This window comes from Streptomyces sp. NPDC001532 (assembly GCF_040298625.1).
In the GTDB taxonomy this organism is placed as follows: domain Bacteria; phylum Actinomycetota; class Actinomycetes; order Streptomycetales; family Streptomycetaceae; genus Streptomyces.
The window spans coordinates 21,786-47,073 of sequence record NZ_JBEPAL010000030.1; the positions used below are offsets into that span (position 1 = coordinate 21,786).

The 25,288-nt window shown below is 74.2% G+C and carries 21 protein-coding genes; 5 read left to right on the forward strand and 16 right to left on the reverse strand.

What is annotated here, in order from left to right:
• The first annotated feature begins 8 nt into the window (after window positions 1-8).
• A complete protein-coding gene (locus ABT232_RS25310; RefSeq protein WP_351843714.1) occupies window positions 9-1,898 on the forward strand; it encodes an anthranilate synthase family protein in 1,890 nt (629 codons plus the stop codon).
• Here ABT232_RS25310 and ABT232_RS25315 read toward each other — a convergent pair.
• From ABT232_RS25315 to ABT232_RS25350, 8 genes are all read right to left on the reverse strand, one after another.
• The gene (locus ABT232_RS25315) at window positions 1,850-2,845 is read right to left on the reverse strand and encodes a 2-hydroxyacid dehydrogenase (protein ID WP_351843716.1); all 996 of its coding nucleotides are present in this window, start codon (window positions 2,843-2,845) and stop codon (window positions 1,850-1,852) included. The two genes, ABT232_RS25310 and ABT232_RS25315, sit on opposite strands and share 49 nt — an antisense overlap.
• Before the next feature lie 79 nt (window positions 2,846-2,924).
• Complete coding sequence (locus tag ABT232_RS25320) at window positions 2,925-3,782, reverse strand: hypothetical protein (RefSeq protein WP_351843718.1); 858 nt, start codon at window positions 3,780-3,782, stop codon at window positions 2,925-2,927.
• Window positions 3,783-3,792: 10 nt separating this feature from the next.
• Window positions 3,793-4,134, reverse strand: coding sequence for a hypothetical protein (locus tag ABT232_RS25325; protein WP_351843720.1), 342 nt, complete (start codon window positions 4,132-4,134; stop codon window positions 3,793-3,795).
• A gap of 29 nt (window positions 4,135-4,163) precedes the next feature.
• Entirely contained in the window at window positions 4,164-7,901 is a 3,738-nt protein-coding gene (locus tag ABT232_RS25330; RefSeq protein WP_351843722.1) for a CHAT domain-containing protein, read from the reverse strand.
• Between the two features lie 34 nt (window positions 7,902-7,935).
• The gene (locus tag ABT232_RS25335) at window positions 7,936-8,964 is read right to left on the reverse strand and encodes a 6-phosphofructokinase (RefSeq protein WP_351843723.1); all 1,029 of its coding nucleotides are present in this window, start codon (window positions 8,962-8,964) and stop codon (window positions 7,936-7,938) included.
• A gap of 137 nt (window positions 8,965-9,101) precedes the next feature.
• Window positions 9,102-9,776 (reverse strand): response regulator, encoded by a 675-nt coding sequence (locus ABT232_RS25340; RefSeq protein WP_351843725.1) that lies wholly within the window; start codon window positions 9,774-9,776, stop codon window positions 9,102-9,104.
• Entirely contained in the window at window positions 9,773-10,999 is a 1,227-nt protein-coding gene (macS, locus tag ABT232_RS25345) for a MacS family sensor histidine kinase (RefSeq protein WP_351843728.1), read from the reverse strand. The genes ABT232_RS25340 and macS overlap by 4 nt, the downstream gene beginning before the upstream one ends.
• 47 nt (window positions 11,000-11,046) lie before the next feature.
• The gene (locus ABT232_RS25350; protein WP_351843863.1) at window positions 11,047-11,850 is read right to left on the reverse strand and encodes a lysophospholipid acyltransferase family protein; all 804 of its coding nucleotides are present in this window, start codon (window positions 11,848-11,850) and stop codon (window positions 11,047-11,049) included.
• Between the two features lie 177 nt (window positions 11,851-12,027).
• On the opposite strand from ABT232_RS25350, the gene ABT232_RS25355 reads away from it, so the two are divergent.
• Both ABT232_RS25355 and ABT232_RS25360 read left to right on the forward strand, forming a co-directional pair.
• A complete protein-coding gene (locus tag ABT232_RS25355; protein ID WP_351843731.1) occupies window positions 12,028-12,813 on the forward strand; it encodes an alpha/beta hydrolase in 786 nt (261 codons plus the stop codon).
• On the forward strand, window positions 12,806-13,525 hold the full coding sequence (locus ABT232_RS25360) for a hypothetical protein (protein ID WP_351843734.1): 720 nt from the start codon (window positions 12,806-12,808) through the stop codon (window positions 13,523-13,525). Before ABT232_RS25355 ends, ABT232_RS25360 begins: the two co-directional genes overlap by 8 nt.
• Before the next feature lie 39 nt (window positions 13,526-13,564).
• On the opposite strand, the gene ABT232_RS25365 is transcribed toward ABT232_RS25360, so the two are convergent.
• The 6 genes from ABT232_RS25365 to ABT232_RS25390 all read right to left on the reverse strand — a co-directional run bounded on the left by ABT232_RS25365 (window position 13,565) and on the right by ABT232_RS25390 (window position 18,695).
• Window positions 13,565-14,359, reverse strand: a complete 795-nt coding sequence (locus ABT232_RS25365) for an endonuclease/exonuclease/phosphatase family protein (RefSeq protein ID WP_351843736.1) — start codon at window positions 14,357-14,359, stop codon at window positions 13,565-13,567.
• A 67-nt stretch (window positions 14,360-14,426) separates the two neighbouring features.
• Window positions 14,427-15,380: an ROK family glucokinase gene (locus ABT232_RS25370; protein WP_351843738.1), complete on the reverse strand. Its 954-nt coding sequence runs from the start codon at window positions 15,378-15,380 to the stop codon at window positions 14,427-14,429.
• 90 nt (window positions 15,381-15,470) lie between these two features.
• Window positions 15,471-15,992, reverse strand: a complete 522-nt coding sequence (locus tag ABT232_RS25375) for a DUF5304 domain-containing protein (RefSeq protein ID WP_351843740.1) — start codon at window positions 15,990-15,992, stop codon at window positions 15,471-15,473.
• A gap of 57 nt (window positions 15,993-16,049) precedes the next feature.
• Window positions 16,050-17,225 (reverse strand): ArsA family ATPase, encoded by a 1,176-nt coding sequence (locus ABT232_RS25380; RefSeq protein WP_351843743.1) that lies wholly within the window; start codon window positions 17,223-17,225, stop codon window positions 16,050-16,052.
• Window positions 17,226-17,309: 84 nt separating this feature from the next.
• Complete coding sequence (locus ABT232_RS25385) at window positions 17,310-17,753, reverse strand: SRPBCC family protein (RefSeq protein WP_351843745.1); 444 nt, start codon at window positions 17,751-17,753, stop codon at window positions 17,310-17,312.
• A gap of 144 nt (window positions 17,754-17,897) precedes the next feature.
• Window positions 17,898-18,695: a metallophosphoesterase family protein gene (locus tag ABT232_RS25390; RefSeq protein WP_351843748.1), complete on the reverse strand. Its 798-nt coding sequence runs from the start codon at window positions 18,693-18,695 to the stop codon at window positions 17,898-17,900.
• A 315-nt stretch (window positions 18,696-19,010) separates the two neighbouring features.
• Here ABT232_RS25390 and ABT232_RS25395 point away from each other — a divergent pair, with 315 nt between their 5' ends.
• Window positions 19,011-20,807: an AMP-dependent synthetase/ligase gene (locus ABT232_RS25395; RefSeq protein WP_351843750.1), complete on the forward strand. Its 1,797-nt coding sequence runs from the start codon at window positions 19,011-19,013 to the stop codon at window positions 20,805-20,807.
• Window positions 20,808-21,370: 563 nt separating this feature from the next.
• On the opposite strand, the gene ABT232_RS25400 is transcribed toward ABT232_RS25395, so the two are convergent.
• A complete protein-coding gene (locus tag ABT232_RS25400) occupies window positions 21,371-22,513 on the reverse strand; it encodes a glycosyltransferase family 4 protein (protein WP_351843753.1) in 1,143 nt (380 codons plus the stop codon).
• 122 nt (window positions 22,514-22,635) lie between these two features.
• Here ABT232_RS25400 and ABT232_RS25405 point away from each other — a divergent pair, with 122 nt between their 5' ends.
• Window positions 22,636-23,874 (forward strand): glycosyltransferase 87 family protein, encoded by a 1,239-nt coding sequence (locus tag ABT232_RS25405; RefSeq protein WP_351843755.1) that lies wholly within the window; start codon window positions 22,636-22,638, stop codon window positions 23,872-23,874.
• 21 nt (window positions 23,875-23,895) lie between these two features.
• Here the strand turns inward: ABT232_RS25405 and ABT232_RS25410 are convergent, their stop codons facing one another.
• Window positions 23,896-25,266 (reverse strand): MATE family efflux transporter, encoded by a 1,371-nt coding sequence (locus ABT232_RS25410; RefSeq protein WP_351843757.1) that lies wholly within the window; start codon window positions 25,264-25,266, stop codon window positions 23,896-23,898.
• Window positions 25,267-25,288: the final 22 nt, after the last annotated feature.

Consider the following 25,288-nt stretch of genomic DNA (forward strand, 5'->3'; position numbering starts at 1 on the left):
CACGGACCATGAACCTGCTCGGCTTGCTGGACGACCCCCGTCCGTTCGCCCTGCTGCGCCGCCGCACCCCGGGCCTCGACCACGACCGGGTCGAGGTGCTGATCGGCCCGGTCACCTCCCGTGACCGGCTCGCCGACCTGCCCGACGAGGGCCTCGCCCTGGTGCCGTTCCGGCAGATCCGCGAGCGCGGCTTCGACGTCCGCGACGACGGCACCCCGCTGCTGGTGCTCACCCCGGAGGAGTCGTACGACCTCCCGCTCGCCGAGGCGCTGGAGCAGCTTCCGGCGCACGAGGTGCGGGTCGAGGGCGGTGCCTTCGACGTCGCCGACGAGGAGTACGCGGAGATCGTCGGGCGGGTGCTGGACGAGGAGATCGGCCGCGGCGAGGGCGCCAACTTCGTGATCCGGCGGAATTACGAGGGCGACATCCCGAGGTTCGGCCGGGCCGACGCGCTGGCGCTGTTCCGGCGGCTGCTGGCCGGTGAGCGCGGGGCGTACTGGACGTTCGTGGTGCACACCGGGGAGCGGACGCTGGTGGGCGCCAGCCCGGAGGTGCATGTGCGGATGTCCGGCGGCACGGTCGTGATGAACCCGATCAGCGGGACGTACCGCTATCCCGCCGAGGGGCCCACACCCGAGCATCTGCTCGACTTCCTCGCCGACGGCAAGGAGATCGAGGAGCTGTCGATGGTGGTCGACGAGGAACTGAAGATGATGTGCACCGTCGGCGACATGGGCGGGGTGGTCGTCGGGCCGCGGCTGAAGGAGATGGCGCATCTCGCCCACACCGAGTACGAGCTGCGCGGCCGCTCCTCGCTGGACGCGCGGGAGGTGCTGAAGGAGACGATGTTCGCGGCGACCGTGACCGGCTCGCCGGTGCAGAACGCCTGCCGGGTCATCGAGCGGCACGAGGTCGGCGGGCGGCGCTACTACGCGGGCGCGCTGGCGCTGCTCGGCCGGGACTCCGGCGGGGCGCAGACCCTGGACTCCCCCATCCTGATCCGCACCGCCGACATCGACGCCGACGGGCGGCTGCGGGTGCCGGTCGGCGCCACCCTGGTCCGCGGTTCCGACCCGGCCGGCGAGGTCGCGGAGACCCATGCCAAGGCGGCCGGGGTGCTGGCGGCGCTGGGGGTGCGTCCGGGCCGGCCGAGCGAGGAGGCGGTGCGGCCCCGGCTGGCGGACGATCCGCGGGTGCGGGCCGCGCTGGACGGGCGGCGGGCGTCGCTGGCGCCGTTCTGGCTGCGGATGCAGGCGCCCGCCGAGGGCGCGGCGGCGCTGGAGGGGCACGCGCTGGTGGTCGACGGGGAGGACACCTTCACCGCGATGCTGGCGCACATCCTGCGGTCGAGCGGCCTCGAGGTGACCGTGCGCCGGTACGACGAGCCGGGGCTGCGGGAGGCGGTGCTCGCCCACGAGGGCCCGCTGGTGCTGGGCCCCGGCCCCGGTGACCCGGCCGACACCGCCGACCCCAAGATGCGGTTCCTGCGGGCGCTGACCGCCGAGGCCGTCCGCGGGCACCGGCACGGGGTGCTCGGGGTCTGCCTCGGGCACGAGCTGATCGCGGCGGAGCTGGGACTGGAGATCGTCCGCAAGGAGGTGCCGTACCAGGGGGCGCAGACGGAGATCGATCTGTTCGGGCGGCCGGAGACGGTCGGCTTCTACAACAGCTTCGTGGCGCGCTGCGACGACGAGGCGGCCGGCGAGCTGGCCGCGCACGGCGTGGAGGTGAGCCGGGCGGCGAACGGCGAGGTGCACGCGGTGCGGGGTCCCGGCTTCGCCGGGGTGCAGTTCCACCCGGAGTCGGTGCTGACGCTGAACGGTGCCGCGGTGGTGCGGGAGCTGGTCGGTCAGCTGCGCGGCACCAGCACGTTCTCCGAGCGGCGGCCGGCGAGGTAGTCCTCCACGTTGCGGACCGTGGTCTCGACGATCTGGCCGACGGCCTCCTTGGTGTAGTACGCCTGGTGGGAGGTGACCAGGACGTTCGGGAAGGTGACGAGGCGGGCCAGGGTGTCGTCCCCGACGGCCTCCAGGGACTTGTCGAGGAAGAACAGTCCGGCCTCCGCCTCGTAGACGTCGAGACCGACGCCCGTGAAGCGGCCCTCGCGCAGTTCGGCGACGAGGGCCGCGGTGTCGATCAGGCCGCCGCGGCTGGAGTTCACCAGGATCGCGTCGTCCTTCATGCCCTTCAGCGCGTCGGCGTCGATCAGGTGCTGGGTCTGCGGCATCAGCGGGACGTGCAGGGTGACCAGGTCGGACTCGGCGAGCAGCCGCTCCTTGGGGACGTACGTCATGCCGAGCTGCATACAGGCGGGGTTCTCGGCGATGTCCCAGCCGAGCAGCCGCATGCCGAAGCCGTGGGCGATCCGGGCGAAGGCCTCGCCGATCTTGCCGGTGCCGAGGACGCCGGCGGTGCGGCCGTGCATGTCGCGGCCCATCAGGCCGTCGAGACGGAAGTCGAAGTCGCGGGTGCGGGTGGACGCGCGCACGATCCGGCGGTTGACGGCCATGGCGAGGGCCCAGGCGAACTCGGCGACCGAGTACGGCGAGTAGAAGGAGACCCGCGCGACCGTCAGGCCGAGGCGTTCGGCGGCCCGCAGGTCGATGTTGTTGAAGCCGGTGGAACGCTGGGCGATCATCCGGGTGCCGCCGGCCGCCAGGGCCTCCAGGACCGGCTCGCCGAGCTCGGCGTTGACGCTGCTGGAGACGATCTCGTAGCCGGCCGCGATCGGGGCGGTGTCCTCGTTGAGGAAGACGTCCAGGCAGCGGGCCTCGTGGTGGCCCGCGAACGCCTCCTCGATCAGGGGCTGCTCGTCGGCCTGCACACCGAACGCCAGGATCTCCACGAAGTCCTCCGGGGGTTCACGCCGGAATTGTCTGGTACCGGCGAATATACGGGCGGCCGCTCGATGCGGCAGGCGGACCTCACAGCCCGCGCCGCAGCCGCTCGGTCAGCGCACGCCCCTGCTGGGGTGAGGGACGCCGGTCGCCGAGGCGGGCCTGGAGGCGGTCGAGGTACAGGTCGACGGCGGACTCCACCAGCTCGGCGTAGACCTCGGCGGCGAGCGCGGCGCGGCGGCGGGCGACGGCCGCCGCGACCAGCGCGATCAGCGCGGCCGGCCACCACAGGGCGGCCAGCGGCAGATACAGCACCGCCCAGCCGCCGAGGGTGAACGCGGTGTCCAGGCGGGCGCGGGTCTCGGTGAGGGTGTCACGGGTGGCGGTGGGCAGCAGCAGCCACAGGCGGGGCCAGACGGTGGCGAGGTCGATGCCGTACTCCTCGCGGAGGCGTACCGCGGGGGCGTGCAGCCGGTCGCCGAGCCAGGTCGGGTGCTGGGGCGGGATGAGGGCGAGGGCGTTGCGGCGGGCGGCGTCCTCGGCGCGGCCGTCGGCGCGGTATGCGGTGTCGGCCTCCTCCCAGGCGGCGGACCGGCGGGCGGTGCGGCGGGCGGCGAGGGCGGCGAAGGGGCGCGGCCAGGCGCCGGCCAGGACGCGTTCGACGGGTCCGGCGAGGGCCTGGGCGAGCAGGCCGAGTCCGGCGGAGAGCGGTACGGCGGCCAGCACCAGCAGGACGGCTCGGACCGCGAGCGCGTTCTGCCGGTCCGGTTCGCCCTCGGTGAGCGCGGCGAAGCCGTCCCGCAGCGCGCCCAGGTCCGACCAGCCGCGCTGGCCGAGTTCCAGGGCCGCCGCGGCGACCACCAGATAGCCCAGGCCCGGCAGCACCAGCAGCGTGAACCAGCGTTCGGCCAGTTTGCGGCCCAGCTCGGCGAGGAAGCCCGTCACCCGGCGGCCCTCAGGAGTCCGCGACGAAGTCGAGCACCCGCTCGTGCACCAGGCACTCCGGCGGTCCCTGCCCGGACAGCCGCTGCTCGACGCGTCCGCAGCGGCCGACCGGGCAGAGGTACAGGCCCTCCACGGGCGGTCCGGGCGCGCCGACCGCGGTCGGGGCGTGGCGGGCGAGCAGCGGTCCGGTCACGGTGACGTCGAGGTCGCGCAGCACCTCGGCGAAGTCGGCGCCCTGGCGCAGCCGCCGGACCGCCTGTTCGAGCGCCGCGCGCCGGGGGCCGCTGAGCAGGCGCAGGGTGGCCAACTCCCGGCAGAACTCGGCGTGCAGATCGTCGTCGGCTGGTTCCACGGGGTCGATCGTAGGCGGAGTGGTCATGCTCATGCCCCCGTATGCACATGCGCGGCCCACGCAAGCGGTCGCTCCGGCCACCGCGCCCGCAGACGCAGCGTGGCGTGGTGCAGGGCCAGGGCGGCGGGGGGAGGGGCTTCGGTGGGGGTGGGGGCGGTGGTCCACGGGAACGGGGGCTTCGCCAAGGTTCCGTACACCTCGCGGGCGATCTCCTCGGCAGTGTCGTCGTCGACTCGCCACAGGGTGCCTATCACCTGGGAGAAGCCGGCGAGTTGGAGTGAGCCGGCCAGGTGCAGGGACTCGTCGGGCAGGTGGGTGCCGCCGACGGCGGTCTCGCAGGCCGAGAGGTAGGCGAACTCGGCGCCGGGCAGGTCGAGCCGGGAGACGTCCAGCACGGACAGCCGGCCGCCGGGCAGCAGCAGCCGTCCCTCGGAGGGCCGGTCGGGTTCCTGGACGCCGTGGCAGGCGAAGTGGGCCCAGGAGTGCGTGGTGAGCGCGGACCGGACAGCGTCGGCGTGGGCCGCGTCGCTGGCGAGCAGGGTGCCGCCGACCGCGGTGTGCGCCAGCCCGGCCTCGCGCAGGGCGCCGGGGAGCGGGGCGTGGCCGTCGAGTTCGGGGACGGCGACGATCAGCGCGCGGGCTCCGGCGGCGGGCGCGCGCCGGGTGCGGGCGCGCAGCAGGGCGGCCACGCTCGGGGTGCGGGAGGACACCACCCGGTCCGGCACCTCGCCCGCCGCGTGCAGCGGCAGGAAGGACAGCGCGCCGGCCGGGCACCACCACAGGCGGGGCGGCGGCTCGCCGGGCGGTGGGGGGCCGGTGATGCCGAGCGCGTCGAGGACGGGCCCGGCGACCGTGCGCCACAGCCAGTCGAGGACGTCGCCGACGGCCCGTTCGGCGAAGGCGCGGGCGAGTCCGGAGCGGCCGGCCGCGGCGGCGGCCGTCAGCAGGGTCCCGGCGTGTTCGCGGGCCTCGCCGTCCGAGTACTCGGGCAGCCGGCAGACCTTGAGGTCCGCCGGGTCGGGGCCGGTGAGCAGCAGAGCGTAGCCGCCGCGGGCGGGACCGCCGGCGACCACGACGACCGGTCCCTGCTCGGCCGCGGCGAGCAGTTGCGCGGCGCGCGGCGGGCGCAGGAAGTCCTGGAAGCCGTCGCGGGCGCGGATCTCCTCCAGGGTCTCCTGCCACTCGCGGGCCAGCCGGTGGCGGCGGTCCGCCTCCTCCCCGGACAGGCCGTCGCCCGAGGTGCGGTCCAGCCCTTGCCGCAGTGTGTCCAGCCGGGCGGCCAGCTCCGGTGCGACGGCGGCCAGTTCGTCGGTCTCGGTGCGCAGCTCCAGTGCCTGCGCGGCGAGCACCCCGCGACCGGCCTCCAGCAGCTCCAGCGCCTCGGCGGGGCGCCCGGCGGCCAGCGCGATCAGCCCGGCGAAGGAGCCGGCCCGCGCCACGGCGCCGAGCATCTGCTCCTGGTCGGACCGGTCGACTCCGCGCCAGGCGAGCAGCGGCAGCGTCTCGATCGCGCTGCGGGCCGCCGCGAGCGACCGCTCGGTGTCCCCGGTGGCCCGGGCCACGGTGGCCAGCTCCAGCGCGGCCGAGGTGCGCACGAGGGCGGACTGGGCCGGGTCGGCGGCGAGTTCGGCGTTCACGGCCAGCGCCTCGTCGCGCACCGCGTCATGGCTGCCGTCGACGCGTGCCATCTCGCTGAACGCCCGGGACAGCGCGGCCAGGGCCCCGGCGCGGCGCGGTTCACCGGGCGGCAGCGCGGCGACGGCGGCCCGGGCGGCCGTCGCCGCGCGGTCCAGGTCGGCCCGCTCGCCGCGGTGCCGGTGCCGTTCCCACAGGGCGTGCGCGAGGCCGGCGTACAGGGCGGCGCCGCTGCGCTGCGGGTCCTCGCGCAGGTCGTCCCGCAGCGCCGCCTCGAAGTGGCGGACGGCGGTGTCGGCGGCCTCGGGTGCGGCGTCGGGCCGCCGGGCGCGGGCGAGGAGGACTCCGCCGAGCGCGTTCAGCAGGTGGGCGCGCCACTGGTGGCCCGGTGTGGTGGTGGACAGGGCGCGCTCCACCAGCTCCTGGGCGCGGTCCAGTTCGGCGGGGGCGTCGGCCTCGCGCGCGTACTCGACGATCAGGGCGACCAGGGTGCCGAGGACCACGGGGTACTCGGCGCCGAACTCGGGGGTGGACTCGGCCAGCCGGTCGGCGGCGGCGACGGCCTCGCGCAGCGAGGCGAGGTGCCGGGCGCGGGAGTACCGCTCGGACAGTGCCATGACCAGGCCGGCGGAGAGCTGGGCGGGCGCCTCGGTGTCCGGCGGCAGCAGGGCGAACCCTTCGCGGCAGTGGGCCACCGCCTCGTCGAGCAGGGCGAGGTCGGAGGTGGCCCGGTAGCGGTTGGCCAGGACCTCGGCCAGCCGGGCGAGGGCTCGCGCCCGGTGTTCGGGGGTGCCGGCCAGTTCCAGGGAGCGGCGGGCGGCGGCCTCGGCGGGGTCGAGGTCCCTGGGCCGGGTGAGTTCGCCGTGTGCGAGCAGCAGGTCGGTGAGGGAGCCGAACACCGGGCTGCTGTCGGCGTGGGCGGCGCCGGGCGCGGTCAGCCGGGTCACCGTGGCGAGGGCGCGGGCGACGGACGCCGGGTCGCCGGACTCGCGGTACTCGTGCAGCGCGGCCGCCGCGTACGAGATCACCGCGTCGCCGCGCGGGTGGTCGTCGGTCATGCCCTCGGCCATCAGCTCCAGGGCGCGGTGGCGGTCGGCGGGGTCGCCGCGTAACTGGTAGCGGTACTGGAAGTGGCGGCCGAGGTCGGCGGCGTACCGGGCGGGTTCCACGGCGTACAGCTCGGCGTGGGCCTCGATGGTCTGGTCGAGGATCTCGGGGTCGTGGCGGCGGGCGAAGCGCTGGGCGAGCACGCTCGCGTAGGTGTGCCGGTCCGTGTCGCGGACCAGGTGGTAGAAGGGGTGGCGGCGCATCGCGCGCTGGAGTTCCAGGACTTCGTCGAGGAGCGTGACGTCCTTGCGCTCCTGCGCGGTGGCCTGGAGCAGGACGCCCGCGGTGGCCGCCGCGTGGCCCAGCCAGGCGCGGCTCGCCGGTTCCTGGGCCGCGAGCGCGGCACGGGCCAGTTCGGGGGCGTCCGCGGCGAGAGCGGAGTCCCGCAGCCGGGCGGCGCGGTCGGCGAGCAGCCGGGCGAGGTGGCCGGCGCGGCCGGGTGCGGTGGCCTCGGTGGCGCCGTCGTGGGCGGCGCGGGCGTGGGCGATCGCGGCGGTCTCGTCGGCCGGGTCGGCGTCCCGCGCGAAGCGCAGTTCCGCGAGGTGGGCCAGGAGGTCGTGGACGGTGGCGTGGGCCGTGGCGTCGGGGGCCGGGCCGCGCAGGCAGCGGGTGCCGCACAGTAGGGCGGCGTCCAGGCACCAGGGGCGCAGCCAGTCGGGGGTCGCCTCGGCGCGGGCGCGGGCCGCGAGGCCGGCGGCGAGCCGCCCCGCGGCGGTGGCGGTGGCCGCGTCGACCTCGGCCGCGGGGTCGACGAGCGGGCGCAGGGGCGCGGGCACCGCCGTGGGGCCGGCGCCGGACAGGACCGCGGCGGTGAGGAGGGCGACGGCGAGTTCCGGTGCGTCCGCCACGCCGCCGTCCGCCGCTTTCGCGGCGGACGCGGACAGGACGGCCAGCGGGCGGACGCGGTCGGGCGGCGGGGGCGGCGGGCTCTGGCCGGCGCGCAGCGCGGGCCAGGCGGTGCGGAGCAGGTCGGCCTGCTGTTCCAGCAGGACCCGCAGTCCCAGCGTCCTCCACCATCCCGCCATGGCTCCCCCGTCCCTCAGCGCCGGTGACACCTCGTCAACCGAAGAACACCCCGACTTCCTCGTAGAGTTCCGGCTTCACCCTTTTGAGTTGCGCGGTCGCCTCGGCGAGGGGCACCCGGACGATGTCCGTGCCGCGCAGGGCGACCATGGTGCCGAAGTCGCCGTCGCGGACGCAGTCGATGGCGTGCAGGCCGAAGCGGGTGGCGAGCCAGCGGTCGAAGGCGCTGGGGGTGCCGCCGCGCTGCACATGCCCGAGGACCGTGGTGCGGGCCTCCTTGCCGGTGCGGTGCTCGATCTCCCTGGCCAGCCATTCGCCGACGCCGGACAGCCGGACGTGCCCGTAGGAGTCCAGCGAGGCGTCCTTGAGGACCGGGTCGCCGTCCTTGGGCACGGCACCCTCGGCGACGACGACGATCGGCGCGTACGACGCCTTGAACCGCGAGGCCACCCAGGCGCACACCTGGTCGACGTCGAAGCGCTGTTCGGGGATGAGGATGACGTTGGCGCCGCCGGCCAGCCCCGAGTGCAGGGCGATCCAGCCGGTGTGGCGGCCCATCACCTCCACCACCAGCACCCGCATATGGGACTCGGCGGTGGTGTGCAGCCGGTCGATGGCCTCGGTGGCGATGCCGACGGCAGTGTCGAAGCCGAAGGTGTAGTCGGTGGCCGACAGGTCGTTGTCTATCGTCTTCGGCACCCCGACGCAGGGCACCCCGTACTCGTCGGACAGCCGCGCGGCGACGCCCAGGGTGTCCTCGCCGCCGATCACGATCAGCGCCTCGACCTCGTGCTTGGCCAGGTTCTCCTTGATCCGCCGCACCCCGCTGTCGTCGTTCAGCGGGTTGGTGCGCGAGGAGCCGAGGATGGTGCCGCCGCGCGGGAGGATGCCGCGCACGGCGGGGATGTCCAGGCGGGTGGCGTCCCCCTCCAGTGGGCCGCGCCAGCCGTCCCGGAAGCCGGTGAAGTGGTAGCCGTACTCCTGCACGCCCTTGCGGACGATGCCCCGGATGACGGCGTTGAGCCCGGGGCAGTCGCCGCCCCCGGTCAGTACTCCGACCCGCATGGAAAGTCCCTTCGCCGGGTTGCCGTGTGGTGCCGTGTCATGTGCCGTACGACGCACGCTAACGGTGACCCAGGTCACTTCGGCAGGGCCCGGCAGGGCGGTTCCGGTGAAGTGTCAGCCGGTGTCAGCCGGTTGGCTCACTCCTCGTCGAGGCCGCGCTCTATCGCGTACCGCACCAGCTCCACGCGGTTGTGCAGCTGGAGCTTGCCGAGGGTGTTCTGCACGTGGTTCTGCACGGTGCGGTGCGAGATGACCAGGCGTTCGGCGATCTGCTTGTAGCTCAGGCCCTTGGCGACCAGGCGCAGCACCTCGGTCTCCCGGTCGGTCAGCCGGGGCGCCCCGGGCTGGTCGGTGTCGGCGGCGGGCGCGGGCTCGGAGGCCAGCCGCCGGTACTCGCCCAGCACCAGGCCCGCGAGGCCCGGCGTGAAGACCGGGTCGCCGACGGCCGTACGGCGCACCGCGTCCAGCAGTTCCTCGGTGGACGCCGACTTCAGCAGATAGCCGGTCGCGCCGGACTTCACGGCCTCCAGGACATCGGCGTGCTCCCCGCTCGCCGACAGCACCAGCACGCGCAGCGCGGGATCGGCGGCCACGACCTCCTTGCAGACCTGGACGCCGGGCTTGGCGGGCAGGTTGAGGTCGAGGACCAGCACGTCCGGAGCGGCGGCCTTGGCACGGCGCACCGCCTGCTCGCCGTCGCCGGCGGTGGCGACCACCGCGAAGCCGGCCTCGGCCAGATCACGGGCGACGGCGTCCCGCCACATCGGGTGGTCGTCGACCACCATGACCTTGATCGTGCCCTGCTCGCTCATCGCTTCCCCCGTGCCAGGTGTTCGTTCTTCGGGACCTTCAGCTCCACCTCGGTGCCCTGTCCGGGCGTGGAGATCAGTTCGGCGCTGCCGCCCAGGTCGCGCAGCCGGCCCCGGATCGACAGGGCCACGCCCATCCGGCCCTCGCCCTCGGCCTGCGCCAGGCGGCCCGCCGGGATGCCCGGCCCGTCGTCCCGGACCGTCACGATCACCTCGCCGGGATCGTCCTCGATGAGGATCCACGCGCGCGCGTGCCCGCCCGCGTGCCGCTCGACGTTGTCCAGGGCGGCGCCGACGGCGGCGGCCAGCTCCCGGGCGGCGTTCGCCGGCAGGGTGACCGGGGCGCCCGGCTCGGCGACGCTGACCCGGGCTCCGGCGTACGGCAGGAGCAGGCCGCGCAGATCCACCGGCGCGACCGGGTCGAGGTCCTCGTCGGGCTCCTCCACGACCCGGACGACCGCGCCCTCGGCGGCGTCCTCGGAGACCCGGGAGACCGGCACCGCGGCGCCGGAGACCAGGGTGCGCAGCGCCACCTCCTGCTCGCCGGCCATCCGTCCCAGCTCGGCCGCCTCGCCGCCGATCACCGCGCCGCGCCGCTGCACCATGGCCAGCACCTGGAGCACCCCGTCGTGGATGTCCCGGGCCAGCCGCTCCCGCTCCCGGGTGGCGGCCTCGATCTCCAGGGCGCGGGCGAGGGTGCGCTCGGAGGCGCGGGCGACCTCGACGACGTAGCCGATGGCGATGGAGGCGACCCAGACCAGGATCACGTTGTGGACGGTGTCGCGGACCGGGGCACCGCGTTCGATGAGGTTGGCGACCGCGACCGCCGTGGAGGCGACGGCCGCCCAGCGCCAGCCGCCCTTGATGGCGAAGGCCAGCACCGATCCGGCGGTCCATATCGACGGCAGGGTGGGGCCGCCCTCGACGATCCGCTCATGGGAGTCGGCGACCAGTGTGAGGAGGATGCCGGTGACCGCGATGGTGAGGTCGGCCGCGAGGAAGCGCCTGGTGCAGCCGGCCGCGCCCGCCACCTTGGGCAGGGTGGCCAGGGTCCAGCCGACGAGGACCGCGTAGAAGCCGACGGCGACCCAGGGGCGGGAGAACTCCTGGTACGCGGTGGCGAAGAGGCCGACCGCGTACAGCATGGTCAGCACCCGGTAGCCGGCGAGCGCCCGCCACAACGGCTGCTCGACCGACATCCTCATGACTCTCTCGCGCTTGGTCATGCCCCCACCCCCGTACGGACCGACGCGTCCAGGCCCCGGACCGTTCCTCAGTCCGCCTGATCCGTGCGCGCCCGGTCCTGGTCCGCCCCGTCGCGGTGCGCCTTCTCCTTGTCGGCCTGGTCCTTCTCGGCCTGCGCGAGCGCGGCCTTCGCCGCCTTCGCCGCTTCCTTCTCCGCCTTGGCCGCGTCCGCGATCTGCCGCTTGGCCGCGGTCGCGTACATGTCGACGTACTCCTGGCCGGAGAGCTTCATGATCTCGTACATGGCCTCGTCGGTCACCGCGCGGAGCACGAACCGGTCGTGCTCCATCCCCTGGTAACGGCTGAAGTCCAGCGGCTTGCCGATGCGGATGCCGGGCCGCATGACCTTCGGGACGACCTTGCCGGGCGGCTGGATCTTCTCGGTGTCGATCATGGCGACCGGGATGACCGGCGCGCCGGTGGCGAGCGCCACGCGCGCGAGGCCGCCCGGCTTGCCCCGGTAGAGACGGCCGTCGGGCGAGCGGGTGCCCTCGGGGTAGATACCGAACAGCTCACCGCGTTCGATCACGTCTATGCCGCTCTTGATCGCGGCCTCGCCCGCGCCGCGCGCGCCGGAGCGGTCCACGGGCAGCTGGCCGACCCCCTTGAAGAAGGCGGCGGTGAGCCGGCCCTTGATCCCCGGGGTGGTGAAGTACTCGGCCTTCGCGATGAAGGTGACCTTGCGGTCGAGGACCGCGGGCAGGAAGAACGAGTCGGAGAAGGACAGGTGATTGCTCGCCAGGATCGCGGGCCCCTCGGCGGGTACGTTCTCCAGGCCCTCCACCCAGGGCCGGAAGACGAGCTTCAGCGAACCCCCGACGGTGACCTTCATCGCGCCGTACAACAACCGAGTGCCTCCTGTGTTTGTCGAACAGACCTTAACCCGGAGGCCGGGCAATGCGGCCGACGGCCCTGGTCGGTGTCAGTGCGGTCGCGTACGGTGAAGCAACACCCGGACTCGAGTCACGCCCCTTTTGTTGAGACCCCTGAGATGAACAGGAGACCGAAGGTGCCGGTCCTCCCTGGAGCCGAGCCGTACCGCCACGAGGGCGGAGAGGTCGGCGTCCTGCTCTGCCACGGCTTCACCGGTTCCCCGCAGTCGCTGCGCCCCTGGGCGGAGCACCTCGCCGGACACGGCCTGACCGTCTCCCTGCCGCTGCTCCCCGGGCACGGCACCCGCTGGGAGGACATGCAGCTCACCGGCTGGCAGGACTGGTACGCCGAGGTGGACCGCGAGCTGCGCGCCCTGCGTGCGCGCTGCGCGCAGGTGTTCGTGGCCGGGCTGTCCATGGGCGGCGCGCTCGCCCTGCGGCTGGCCGCCCGGCACGGCGACGCGATCAGCGGCGTGGTCGTCGTCAACCCGGCGAACAAGGTGCACGGCCTGTCCGCCTACGCCCTTCCGGTGGCCCGGCACCTGGTCCGCACCACACGGGGCATCGCCAGCGACATCGCCAAGCCCGGCAGCGTGGAGATCGGCTACGACCGGGTGCCGCTGCACGCGGCGCACTCCCTGCGGACCTTCTTCCGGGTCGTCGACGGCGAGCTGCCCCAGGTCACCCAGCCGCTCCTGCTGCTGCGCAGCCCGCAGGACCATGTGGTGCCGCCCGCGGACTCCGCCCGGGTGCTCAGCCGGGTGTCGTCCACCGATGTCACCGAGCTGCTGCTGGAACAGAGCTACCACGTCGCGACGTTGGACCACGACGCGGACCGGATCTTCGAGGAAAGCCTGGCGTTCATCGGCCGGCTCGCACCCAGTGTCGGCGCCGGCAAGGAAGGGACGGCCGCAGGTGGCTGAGCACGACTCGGAGCGAGAGGACCGCGAGAGCCGGGAGGAACGGGAGAAGCGGGAGGCACGCGAGGCGCAGGAGGCGCGGGACGGCGGCCTGGGCGGGGTGCCCGGACTCGGCGGTGTCGCCGGCGGCGCGGGGGTCGGCGGCGCGGGCCGCTCCGGCCGGGAGCCCGAGGAGCCGGGCGTGCCCTTCGACGAGGAGGCCGCCTGGGCGGCGATCGTCGCCGGGTACGGCGAGGAGCCGCCGGACCCGCCGGGCGCCAAGCCCTTCAAGTCGATCGAGGACCTGGCCCTGCTGGAGGTCGAGACGAACGACTCCGACGTTGAGGGTGACGGCGAGGGCGGGACGCCGAAGAAGGAGGCGTCCAAGCCGCTGGGCAGCTCCGTCTCGTTCGCCCCGGGCGTCGGCGGCGGTCCCCGCGACTACTCGGCGCCCGAACCGGCCGAGGAGGACTTCGACGAGGACGACGAGGGCCATTTCGTCCCGCCCGAGCCGCCCCCGCTGCCCGCGGCCGACGCGACCGCCAAGTTCGCCTGGCTCGGTGTGCTCGGCGGCCCGGTGCTGCTTCTGCTGGCCGTGCTCTTCGGCTGGGAGATGACCTGGTGGCTCACCACCCTCGGCATCGGCGGCTTCGTGGGCGGCTTCGCCACCCTGGTGGTGCGGATGCGCACGGACGACGAGGACGACGAGGACCCCGGCCGCGGAGCGGTCGTCTAGGCCGGGCCCGAGGCCGGCGGCGAAGCCCGGCGCCGCGGGCTAGGGTCGCTGGCCAGGACCGCGGCCCCGGCCGCCCTCGTCCGCCGGCACCCTGAGGGCGGCCAGCACCGGAAGGTGGTCCGTGGCCGCCCTCAGGTCCGTGTCCGTGACCCCCGGATGGCCGAGCGGGACGCCGCAGCCCAGCACCTCGACGCCCTTGGTCGCGAGGATCGCGTCGATGCGCTGGTGGGGTGCGGCGGGGGTCGAGGTGTACTCGGCTCCCCAGGGCGCGACGGCCCAGCAGTCCTGGAGGTCGGCGGTGAGCCGCCGGAAGGTGCGGCCGCCGGGGCGTTCGTTCAGGTCGCCGCCCGCCACCGCGTGCTCCACGCCCATCCCCGCGAGCCGGTCGAGGAGCAGTCCGCCCTGCTCGTACCGCTCGTCGGTCTGGAGGCTGAGATGGCAGCTCAGCACCCCGAGCCGGGCGCCCCCGAACCGTACGACGGCGGTGGCGAGGCCGCGCCGGTGCAGGCCCGGGGTGAGCGGCAGCAGTACGTCCTCGGTCCGCTCGACGGTGGCCCGCAGCGAGCAGAGCAGGGCGGGCCCGGAGGCCGTACCGCCCCCGGACAGGACCACCAGGTCGGCGGCACTGGCCAGCCGGGCGAGCTTCTTGCGCCAGCGGAAGAACCGGGGCGCCTCCTGGACCAGGACGAGGTCCGGGGCGCAGGCGCGGATGACCCGGGCGAGGGCGGCGGTGTCGTCCCGCAGGGAGCGGATGTTGTAGCTGAGCACTCTGACGACGGCCGAGCCGTCGGGTTCCGTGCGGGAGTCGGGGAGCAGCGCGGACGTCGTCTCCATGCGGCTCAAGATACGCCCGTGCCCGCCGCTCCCGGGGGGAACGACGGGCACCGTACACCTTCGGGCGTCACATGATCGGGTCGGGCTCCCGGGCCAGGTCGGCGGCGCCGACGAGGCCCGCCTTGTTGCCCAGCTGAGCGGCGATCACATCGGCGACCGGCCGCCAGTTGCCGCCGACCAGCCAGCGCTTGTACGACTTGCGGATCGGGTCGAGCACCAGCTCGCCCTCGTCCGACAGGCCGCCGCCGACGATGAACGCGGACGGGTCGAACAGCGACGCGAGGTCGGCGAGGCCCGCGCCGGCCCAGCGGGCCAGCTCGCGGTAGGAGTCCACCGCGACCGGGTCGCCCTGGCGGGCGGCGACGGAGATGTGCTTGCCCTCGATGCCGTCGGGGGTGCCGTCGCCGAGCGCGAGCAGCGTCTCGGCGCGCTCCGGGGTGGCGTTGGCGCGCTGCTTGGCGTACCGCACGAGGGCGCGGCCGGAGGCGTACTGCTCCCAGCAGCCCTGCGAGCCGCAGCCGCACAGCAGGCCGTCCGGCACCATGCGGATGTGGCCGAACTCGGCGGCCACGCCGAAGTGGCCACGGCGCAGCTTGTTGCCGATGATGATGCCGCCGCCGAGGCCGGTGCCGAGCGTGATGCAGATGACGTTGCGGTGGCCCTTGCCCGCGCCGAACTTGTACTCGCCCCAGGCGGCCGCGTTGGCGTCGTTCTCCACGACGACCGGGAGACCGACGCGGGCCTCGACCTTCTCCTTCAGCGGCTCGTTGCGCCAGTCGATGTTCGGCGCGAAGTAGACCTCGGAGCGCTGACGGTTGACGTAACCGGCCGCGCCGATGCCCACGCCGACGATGTCGTGACCGGCACGCGCACCCTCCACCGCCGAGGCGATGGCGTCCACGATGGCCTCGGGTGTGGTGGGGGTCGGCACCTTGAAGGTCGAGAGGATGTTGCCTTCCTCGTCGACCACGCCGGCCGCGATCTTCGTGCCGCCGATGTCGACGCCGATGGTGAGTCCCATGAATCCCTCAGTTTCGGTCGAGCCCCGCTACGGCCAACCGTACCCGAGGCCCTGCCGTACGGTGCCCGTCGTCCGCCCGTCGGGCACGGGTCAGTCCAGGTCGATGCGTTGCCCCGGGCCGGTGCCCTCGCCCGGGTCGCGGCGGTGGTCGTCGTCGGGCTCGTCGAGTTCCTCGGTCCCGGCCGACCGTGCGGTCCCGCTGGTCCAGCGGTGCTCCTGCTGCTGGACGGCGGAGCGGTAGGCGGCGAGGAGTTCCTGGCCGGCCGCGGCGAGGTGGTCGAAGACGTCCGGGTTGCGTTCGATGACGGGTTCGACGGCGGCCTTGGCCTGCTGAACGACCTGCTGCACCACCTGCTGGGCGGCGGGTCCGGCGACCGCGCCGAACAGCGGGGACTGGAGGCCTGCCAGCTTGTCGAAGGCGGTGTCGACGAACTTGCGCAGTTCCTCGGCCGCGGAGCCGGGCGGTGGCGTCTGCCGGGTCCGGCGGCGGGCCTTCTCCGCCTCCAGGTCCTCGGCGCAGGCGGTCGCCCAGGCGTCGGGGTCGCCCGGCGGACGGAGGTGGTCGGCCGTCTGCTCCTGAGCCGCGTCGGAGATGGGGCGCTCTTCGCTCATGGCGGACTCCTGACTACGTTTCGTCCCTCCGACGTTACCCGAACGGAGGGCGCCGGTTCACCGGCTCGTCGGCCACAGCCGGGGGTCCGGCGCGAACCGGATGCGCAGCTCGCCCTCGCTCAGCCCGGCCCCGTCGACGGTGCAGCGGCGCAGCGCGGACGGCAGCGGGACGATCCGGCGGAACCCGCCCGCGGTCACGACGAGTTCGTCGCCGCGCCGGATCAGGTCGAGGTCGTCGCGGCGGGCCCCGGGGAGCGGGAGGTGCCAGACGAGCACGCCGTCCTCGGCGAGCCGGTCGGTGACCGGCCACTCGACGGCGGCGGGGCGGGGCTCGACCACCGGGACGGACAGGGCGGCCAGGTCGTCGGCGCCGCGCGGGTCGTGGCCGAGGTGCGGCACCGGACGGACGTCGTACGACTCCTGCCACTCGGCGAGGACCTTGCGCTGCTGGGCGAGGGGGCCCGCGAGCCAGCCGTCGGTCTCGCCGGCCGGTTCCGGGAGCACCCGGCCGGCGAGCAGCACGTCGGGGCGGTGGCCGTACAGGGCGAGGCCGAGGGCGGCGGTGCGGACGGCGTCGGCGCCGGCCGGGGTGGCGTCGGCGACCAGGCGGACGCTGGTGGTGCGGTCGGCGAGGACGGCCGCGACGGCGGCGAGTTCCACGTCCCAGCGGGCGGCGGTCTCGTACAGCCACTCCGCGGGCATCGGGACGCCGGCCAGTCGGCCGAGGACCGGGCGCAGGGCGCGGGCCGCCTGGCGCTCGGGCGGCAGGAGGCGGCGGAGGTAGCGGCGCAGTTCCTCGGGGAGGGCGAGGAGGGCGAGCGCCTGCGGGGCGGGCGGGAGGTCGACGACGACCAGGTCGTGGGCGTCGGCGAGGGTGGCGTCGCGCAGCGCGCGCAGCACGGCCAGTTCCTCGGCGCCGGGGAGCGGGGTGACTTCCTCGGGGTCCAGGCGGGCCGCGCCGAGGAGGTCGAGGGCGGTGGAGGCGCGCTTCTGGAAGGCGGTGAGGTCGTCCCGGAAGGCGGCGGCCGCGTCGGGGCGCCAGGCGGTGAGGGTGGGCGTGATGCGCACCGGGGCGGGGCCCGTGGGGGTGCCCAGGACCGCGCCGAGGGTGTCGGTGCGGTCGGTGCCGAGGACGAGGGTGCGGGTGCCCTCGCGAGCGGCGGTGAGCGCGGTGGCGGCCGCGAGGGTGGTACGGCCGGTGCCGCCCTGGCCGGTGATCAGGATGGTGCGCATGGGGGTGAACGCTACCGGGGTCGTCCGAGGAGCCCGGCTCGCCGGGCCCGCACCCGTCCGCGGGGCGGGCCGGTGGCCCCGGACCTACTTGGGCTCCGACTCCACCCTCTTCTTCAGGCCCGCCAGCGCGCGGTCGATGATGACCTTCTCCGCCTTGCGCTTGATCATGCCGAGCATCGGGATCTTGACGTCGACGGTGAGCTGGTAGGTGACCTCGGTGGCGCCGCCCGCGGCGGGCTTGAGGAGGTAGGAGCCGTCGAGGGAGCGCAGCATCTGGGACTTGACGAGGGTCCAGGACACCTCGTGGTCGCCGGTCCAGGTGTACGCGAGCGTCTGGTCGTCCTTGATCGCGCCGGCGTCCATGACCAGGCGGACCTGTTCCGCGCGGCCCTGGTCGTCGGTCCGGAGGACCTCCGCCTCCTTCACCTCACCCGTCCAGTCCGGGTAACGGGCGAAGTCGGCGATGACCGCCATGACGTCGGCCGGTGCCGCCTCGATCGTGGTGCTCGAACTGGTGTGTTCCGCCATCGCCGTGGCTCCTCCGGATGCGGGCCGGTCGTCAGCAAGTGTGCGCACGTGTGTGCCGCGTGAAGGCTACCGCGCGGCGACCGGCCCGACGTCACCCGCGCCCGCCCCACCTGCGCGGACCGCGGCCCTGTGGCGCGCCGCTCGTCACCACTCCAGGGCCCAGGGCCGTCCGGTGCTCGCGAAGTGCCCCACGTTCACGCACTCCGTCGACCCGATCCGCATGCGCCGGACCAGCGGCTGGTGGACGTGGCCGAACAGCGCGTAGCGCGGCCGGGTGCGGCGTATCGCGTCCAGCAGCGCCTTGCTGCCGCGCTCGAAGCGGCGCGCGACGGTGTCGTAGACGAGCTCCGGCACCTCCGGCGGGATGTGGGTGCACAGGACGTCGACCTCGCCGACCGCCTCGATCTTCGCCGCGTACTCCTCGTCGCTGATCTCGAACGGGGTGCGCATCGGGGTGCGCAGGCCGCCGCCGACGAAGCCGAAGACCCGGCCGCCGATCTCCACCCGCTCGCCGTCCAGCACGGTCGTGCCGGGCCGGGCGTACTCCTTCCACAGTCGCGGCATGTCGACGTTGCCGTAGGTCGCGTACGTCGGGGTGGGAAAGGCGGCGAACATCTCGGCGTACTGCCCGCGCACCGCCCGCTCGATCACCTCCGCGCGGTCTCCGTCGATGCCGGCCCACAGCCGGGTACCCAGTTCGCGGGCCTCCTCGAAGCGGCGGGCGGTGCGCAGGGCGACCAGGCGGTCGGCGTTCTCGACGCCGAACAGGTCCGGGAAGATGCCGCGGGAGTGGTCGGCGTAGTCGAGGAAGAGGACGAGGTCTCCCAGACAGATCAGCGCGTCGGCGCCCTCGGCGGCCCGGGCCAGATCCCGCGCGTTGCCGTGCACGTCGCTGACCACATGGATGCGCGTCCTGCGGTTTCCGACCGGTGTGGGTGACATGGCGATCAAGCGTAAGCGTGTGCGGCATACGTGAACAGTGGCGGCCGGACCTGCGATTACTCGCCAGTCGGGAAAGGCGTGGACTACTGTGCGCGAAGCAGCAGCAATCCGTGTGACGCAGCGAACATCTCGCCGGGACCCCCTGTCGTGAACGCCATACCGGCGGGTAACGTCCGGGCAGTCCAGTCGTGCTCAGGAATTCAACAAGCCGGACGCCCGGCCTCCGCTGGACCCCTGAGCACCTGCCCGAGCCTTGGACCGGACCGTCGCATCACACAACGTCGTGGCGCCGGCGCCCTATGAGGAGCAGCAGTCTTGCGCGAGTTCAGCCTTCCGGCTTTGTACGAGGTCCCCTCGGACGGCAATCTGACCGACATCGTCCGCAGAAACGCCGCGCAGCACCCCGAGGTCGCCGTCATCGCCCGCAAGGTCGGCGGGGCCTGGCAGGACGTCACGGCGACGGCGTTCCTCGCCGAGGTCCGGGCCGCCGCCAAGGGCCTCGTCGCGGCGGGCGTCCAGCCCGGCGACCGCGTCGGCCTGATGTCCCGCACCCGCTACGAGTGGACCCTGCTGGACTTCGCCATCTGGAGCGCCGGCGGCGTCACCGTCCCGGTGTACGAGACCAGCTCGCCGGAGCAGGTGCAGTGGATCCTCAGCGACTCGGGTGCCACCGCCTGCGTCGTCGAGACGGACAGCCACGCCGCGGCCGTCGAGTCGGTGCGCGAGTCGCTGCCCGCCCTCAAGAACCTCTGGCAGATCGACGCCGGCGGCGTGGAGGAGCTGGGACGGCTCGGACAGGACGTCAGCGACACGACGGTCGACGAGCGCAGCTCGCTGGCGAAGGCCGACGACCCGGCGACCATCGTCTACACCTCCGGCACCACCGGCCGGCCCAAGGGCTGTGTGCTCACCCACCGCAGCTTCTTCGCCGAGTGCGGGAACGTCGTCGAGCGGCTGCGGCCCCTCTTCCGCACCGGTGAGTGCTCGGTGCTGCTCTTCCTGCCGCTCGCGCACGTCTTCGGGCGTCTGGTGCAGGTCGCGCCGATGATGGCGCCGATCAAGCTGGGCTGCGTCCCGGACATCAAGAACCTCACCGACGAACTGGCCGCGTTCCGGCCCACGCTGATCCTGGGCGTGCCGCGGGTCTTCGAGAAGGTCTACAACTCGGCCCGGGCCAAGGCGCAGGCCGACGGCAAGGGCAAGATCTTCGACAAGGCGGCGGACACCGCGATCGCGTACAGCCGGGCGCTGGACACCGCGTCCGGCCCGTCGTTCGGCCTGAAGCTGAAGCACAAGGTCTTCGACAAGCTCGTCTACAGCAAGCTGCGCGCGGTGCTCGGCGGGCGTGGCGAGTACGCCATCTCCGGCGGCGCCCCGCTGGGCGAGCGCCTCGGCCACTTCTTCCGCGGCATCGGTTTCACGGTCCTGGAGGGCTACGGCCTGACCGAGTCCTGTGCCGCCACCGCCTTCAACCCCTGGGACCGGCAGAAGATCGGCACGGTCGGCCAGCCGCTGCCGGGCTCGGTGGTGCGGATCGCCGACGACGGCGAGGTGCTGCTGCACGGCGAGCACCTGTTCAAGGAGTACTGGAACAACCCGGGCGCGACCGAGGAGGCGCTGGAGGACGGCTGGTTCCACACCGGCGACCTCGGCACCCTCGACGAGGACGGCTACCTCAGCATCACCGGCCGCAAGAAGGAGATCATCGTCACCGCCGGCGGCAAGAACGTCGCCCCGGCCGTGATCGAGGACCGCATCCGGGCGCACGCGCTGGTCGCGGAGTGCATGGTGGTCGGTGACGGACGGCCGTTCGTGGGCGCGCTGGTCACCGTCGACGAGGAGTTCCTGGGCCGCTGGGCGGCCGAGCACGGCAAGCCGGCCGGCTCCACGGCGGCGTCGCTGCGCGAGGACGCGGATCTGCTGGCCGCGATCCAGGCGGCGGTGGACGACGGCAACGCGGCGGTGTCCAAGGCGGAGTCGGTGCGCAAGTTCCGCATTCTGCCGTCGCAGTTCACGGAGGACTCGGGGCATCTGACGCCGTCGCTGAAGCTGAAGCGGAATGTGGTGGCGAAGGACTTCTCGGCCGAGATCGAGGCGATCTACGCGAAGTAGCTCCGCTGGTGTCGCGGGGGTTCTCGGCTCGTCGGTGACGACTTGCCGCCGGCCTCGCGCCTGCGCCGGTGCGCCTTGGGCGCGGGGGCGGGTGCGGGGCCGTTGTGGTTCGTCGCGCAGTTCCCCGCGCCCCTGGTGACGGCGCCGGCGTCTGCGGGTGGGCCCGCGCCCAGCGATGAGGTGCGTGTTCGCCGTCGGCGAGTGCGGGCTCGTCGTGGCTCGGCGCGCGGTTCCCCGCGCCCCTGACGAACCTCCCGGCGCCCACCGGCGGGCCCGCGCCCAGCAGCAAGGTGCGCGTTCGCCGTCGGCGAGTGCGGGCTCGTCGTGGCTTGTCGCGCAGTTCCCCGCGCCCCTGGTGACGGCGTCGGCGTCTGCGGGTGGGCCCGCGCCCAGCGATGAGGTGCGTGTTCGCCGTCGGCGGGTGCGGGCTCGTCGTGGTTCGGCGCGCGGTTCCCCGCGCCCCTGACGAACCTCCCGGCGTTCACCAGTGAGCCCGCGCCCAGCGATGAGGTGCGGGCTCGTCGGGGCTTGGCGCGCGGTTTCTCGCGCCCCTGGGTGCTGTGTTAGAGGAGCTCGCGCAGTTTTTCCGCCAGGAGGTCCCAGCGCCACTTCTCCTCGACCCAGGTGCGGCCGCGCTCGCCCATGCGGCGGCGTAGTTCCGCGTCGGCGAGGAGGGTGGTGATGCGGTCGGCGGCCTCTTCCGGGGCGCCGCCGCGGACGACCCAGCCGGTCTCGCCGTCGAGTACGGCGTCGGGTGCGCCGCCGGAGTCGCCGGCGACGACGGGGAGCCCGGTCGCGGAGGCCTCGAGGTAGACGATGCCCAGTCCCTCGACGTCGAGACCGCCCCGCCGGGTGCGGCACGGCATGGCGAAGACGTCGCCGGCGCCGTAGTGCGCGGGCAGCTCAGACCACGGCACGGCGCCCGTGAAGCGCACGGACGCGGCGACCCCGGTCTCCTCGGCGAGCCGGCGCAGGTCCTTCTCGTAGGGCCCGCCGCCGACGATCAGCAGCACCGCCTCGGGTTCGCGGGCCAGGATCGCCGGCAGGGCCCGGATCAGCGTGTCCTGGCCCTTGCGCGGCACGAGCCGGGAGACGCAGACCACGACCGGCCGGTCCGTGAGCCCCAGCCGGGCCCGCACCTCGGCGCCGCCCGACTCCGGGTGGAAGGTCTTCTCGTCGACGCCGGGCGGCAGCTGCGTCATCCGTGCGGCGGCGTCCGGGGTGAGCGCGGTGGCTATCCGCGAGCGCGTGTACTCGCCGAGGTAGGTGAGGGTGTCGGTGCCCTCGCCGATCCGGCGCAGCAGCTGCCGGGCGGCGGGCAGCTGGGCCCACCCGGCCTCGTGCCCGTGGGTGGTGGCCACCAGCCGCTCGGCGCCGGCCTTCCGCAGCGCCGGCGCCATCAGCCCGAGCGGCGCGGCCGCCCCGAACCACACCGACGTACAGCCGTGTTCCCGCAGCAGTCCGACGGCCCGCCGGGTCGCCGCGGGCGTCGGCAGCAGCATGGTCGTGGTGTCCCGTACGACGGTGAAGGGCTGCTCGGCGTCGAACGCGGCGGTCGCCTCGCGGCCCTCGCGGCCGCGCTTCCAGGTGGAGGCGTAGACGACCAGCCGGTCGGGGTCGAGGCGGAGCGCCATGTTGTGGAGGAACGCCTGGATGCCGCCGGGGCGGGGCGGGAAGTCATTGGTCACGATCAGGGTCTTGCGCATCGCCGCCGACCCTACCCAACGTAGACTCACAGGCGGCACGGCCGCGCTTCTCGGGTCTTCCACAGGCGGCCGGGAGATCATGGCCCCTCAGGCAACGGGCAGGCGGACGAACAGGGGCGCAGGTGGACAGGACGGACGGCCGACGGCACCTGACCTGGCTGCTGGGCGTATGGGCCCCGACCCGCCTGGTCCTGCTGCTCTTCGTCTTCAAGGTCTTCGTCTTCCCCGGCCCGGACGTCACCAGCGACATCTCGGTGATCTACCAGGGCTGGTCCGGGGTCCTGCGCACCGGAACGTTTCCGCTGGGCGATGTCACCTGGCAGTACCCGCCGGCCGCCGCCCTCGCCGTGCTCTCCCCCGGTCTGCTGCCCTTCCTGGACTACGCGCAGGCCTTCTTCGTCCTGGCCTTCCTCGCCGACCTGGCCGCCCTCGCCCTGCTGCTGTACGCCGGCCGGCGGCCCGGCCGGACCCTGCGCGGCGCCTGGGTGTGGGTCGTCGGCGTACCGCTGCTCGGCCCGACGGTCTACGCCCGCTACGACGTGATGGTCACCGCCGTCGCCGTGGCCGCGCTGCTCGCGGGCGCCCGGCATCCGCGTCTGATGGGCGCCCTGACCGCCTTCGGGGCGCTGCTGAAGGTGTGGCCGGTGCTGCTGCTGGTGGCCGCCCGCAGACGGGCCGCCTGGGCCTCGGCTGCGCTCACGGCGGGCGGCCTCGCCGCGCTGTTCGCGCTCGCCATGCCCGGCGCCTTCGCCTTCCTGACCTTCCAGCGGGACCGTGGCACCGAGGTGGAGTCGCTGGGCGCCCTGGTCTTCCATGTGGCCCGGCACTTCGGCTGGGACGGGCAGGTGCTGCTGAACTACGGCTCGGTGGAGTTCCTCGGCCCGTACGTCGACGTGGTCAGCACCGCCGCGCTCGCGCTGACCGGCATGGCGTTCGGCTGGCTGCTGCTGTGGCGGCTGCTGGCGGTGCGGTTCGCGGCGCACACGCGCGCCGACGCCGCGTTCGTGGCGGTGCTGATGTTCACCACCACCAGCCGGGTGATCAGCCCGCAGTACCTGGTGTGGCTGGTCGGCCTCGCGGCGGTGTGCCTGTGCTTCCGGGAGAGCCGGATGCGGGTGCCGGTCGGGCTGGTGCTGGCGGCGTGCCTGGTGACGGTGCTGGAGTTCCCCGTCTGGTTCGCGCACGTCGTCGCGAGCGACGCCCTCGGCGTCACCCTGCTCTTCGTCCGCAACGGTCTGCTGGTCGCCGCCACCGTCGTCGCGGCCCGCGTCCTGTGGCGTGCGACGGTGACACCTCCCTCCGGGCGGACCCCGCTGCCCCCGCAGACCACCCGCGCCAAGGAGCCCACGGTCTCCTCCTGAGACGGCCCGCCCGGCACCGGCTCACCCCACCCGCGCCGGCCGCCCCGGTGCCGCCTCCCGGCGGTGGCCCCGCCGCAGCAGCAGCGCCACCGCCGCACACTGCACGGCCATCGCGAGCGCCAGCGCCAGACACACCCCGGGCAGCCCGAGCCCGGACAGCGCGAGGGCCAGCGGCAGCTGCACCGCCGTGCCGAGCAGCGTCACCCGCAGCAGCAGCGGCGCTCCCCCGCTGCCCTCGAAGACCCCGCCGAGCGCGATGAAGCAGGCCATGAGCAGCAGATACGGCCCGACGCAGCGCAGGAACAGCACTCCGGCCGCGGCGACCTCGGGCCCGGCGCCGAAGGCGGCCATGATCCAGGGCGCGGTGAGCGCCAGCAGCGCGGCGGCGAGCGCGCCGACCGTCCCGGAGAGCAGCACGGCCGCCCGGCCGACCGCCCACCGCTCTCCCCCGCCGGCCCCGGTCCCGCTCTCGGCCGTGCCCGGCCCCGCGGAGGCCCGCCGGCCCGCGCCGAGCAGCTGGGCGGTGTGGATGGCGGCGGCCTGCCGTACCGCGTAGAAGGCCATGGTGGCGACGTAGAGCGCCTTGTAGGCGACGGCGTACGCGGCGACGGCCGTGACGCCGATCCGCGCCACGATCGCCACCAGTGCGAGCGCGCCGCCCTGCCGCACGGTGAAGTCGGCGGCCATCGGCAGCCCGGTGCGCAGGGTGCGGCGCAGGGCGGGGCCGACTCCCTCGGCGGGGCGGGCCGACCGGGCCTGGCGCAGGAGTGCGGCGCGGCGCAGCACGGACAGTCCGACGGCGAGGGCTACACAGCGGCACAGGACGGTGGAGACGGCGGCGCCCTGGACTCCGTGGCGCTGGATCAGCCAGGGGTCGCAGACCAGGATCAGCCCGTTGGCGAGCAGGGCGAGCCGCATCGGGGTGCGGGTGTCGCCGGTGCCTTTCAGGATGCCGTCGACGAGGTTCTGCGCGTAGAAGACGGCGATGCCCGGCAGGGAGATCGCGAAGTAGCCGACCGCGAGCGGCAGAGCGCTGCTCGCGTCGCCGAGCACCGCTCTCGCCAGGGGTTCCCGCAGCAGGAACCCGCCGACCGCGACCACCGGCGTGAGCAGTGCCCACACGGCCCAGCCGCCCCGTACGGCCGCGCGCACCGCCCCCGGATCGCGGGCGCCGCGGGCGTGCGCGACCAGCACGGTGGTCCCGGAGCCGAAGACCAGGGAGACACCGAGCAGCACGTTCTCGGTGTTGGTCGCGACGGCGACGGCGGCCACCGCGGGACCGCCGAGCCGGGCGACCCAGACGGTGTTGATGATCCCGGCGGCGACGGAGGCGAGGAGTTCGACGTAGACGGGCCGGGCGAGCGAGAGGAGCTGTCTGCGATGTGTGTCCACGTCCGGTGTCCCCCTGGGTCGG

Excerpts from the sequence above, each read along its gene's own strand:
- ABT232_RS25310 (WP_351843714.1), top strand. The coding sequence starts at position 9 with ATGAACCTGCTCGGCTTGCTGGACGACCCCCGTCCGTTCGCCCTGCTG.
- ABT232_RS25330 (WP_351843722.1), bottom strand. The coding sequence starts at position 7,901 with ATGGCGGGATGGTGGAGGACGCTGGGACTGCGGGTCCTGCTGGAACAG.
- ABT232_RS25335 (WP_351843723.1), bottom strand. The coding sequence starts at position 8,964 with ATGCGGGTCGGAGTACTGACCGGGGGCGGCGACTGCCCCGGGCTCAAC.
- ABT232_RS25340 (WP_351843725.1), bottom strand. The coding sequence starts at position 9,776 with ATGAGCGAGCAGGGCACGATCAAGGTCATGGTGGTCGACGACCACCCG.
- macS (WP_351843728.1), bottom strand. The coding sequence starts at position 10,999 with ATGACCAAGCGCGAGAGAGTCATGAGGATGTCGGTCGAGCAGCCGTTG.
- ABT232_RS25350 (WP_351843863.1), bottom strand. The coding sequence starts at position 11,850 with ATGAAGGTCACCGTCGGGGGTTCGCTGAAGCTCGTCTTCCGGCCCTGG.
- ABT232_RS25365 (WP_351843736.1), bottom strand. The coding sequence starts at position 14,359 with ATGGAGACGACGTCCGCGCTGCTCCCCGACTCCCGCACGGAACCCGAC.
- ABT232_RS25370 (WP_351843738.1), bottom strand. The coding sequence starts at position 15,380 with ATGGGACTCACCATCGGCGTCGACATCGGCGGCACGAAGATCGCGGCC.
- ABT232_RS25375 (WP_351843740.1), bottom strand. The coding sequence starts at position 15,992 with ATGAGCGAAGAGCGCCCCATCTCCGACGCGGCTCAGGAGCAGACGGCC.
- ABT232_RS25380 (WP_351843743.1), bottom strand. The coding sequence starts at position 17,225 with ATGCGCACCATCCTGATCACCGGCCAGGGCGGCACCGGCCGTACCACC.
- ABT232_RS25385 (WP_351843745.1), bottom strand. The coding sequence starts at position 17,753 with ATGGCGGAACACACCAGTTCGAGCACCACGATCGAGGCGGCACCGGCC.
- ABT232_RS25390 (WP_351843748.1), bottom strand. The coding sequence starts at position 18,695 with ATGTCACCCACACCGGTCGGAAACCGCAGGACGCGCATCCATGTGGTC.
- ABT232_RS25400 (WP_351843753.1), bottom strand. The coding sequence starts at position 22,513 with ATGCGCAAGACCCTGATCGTGACCAATGACTTCCCGCCCCGCCCCGGC.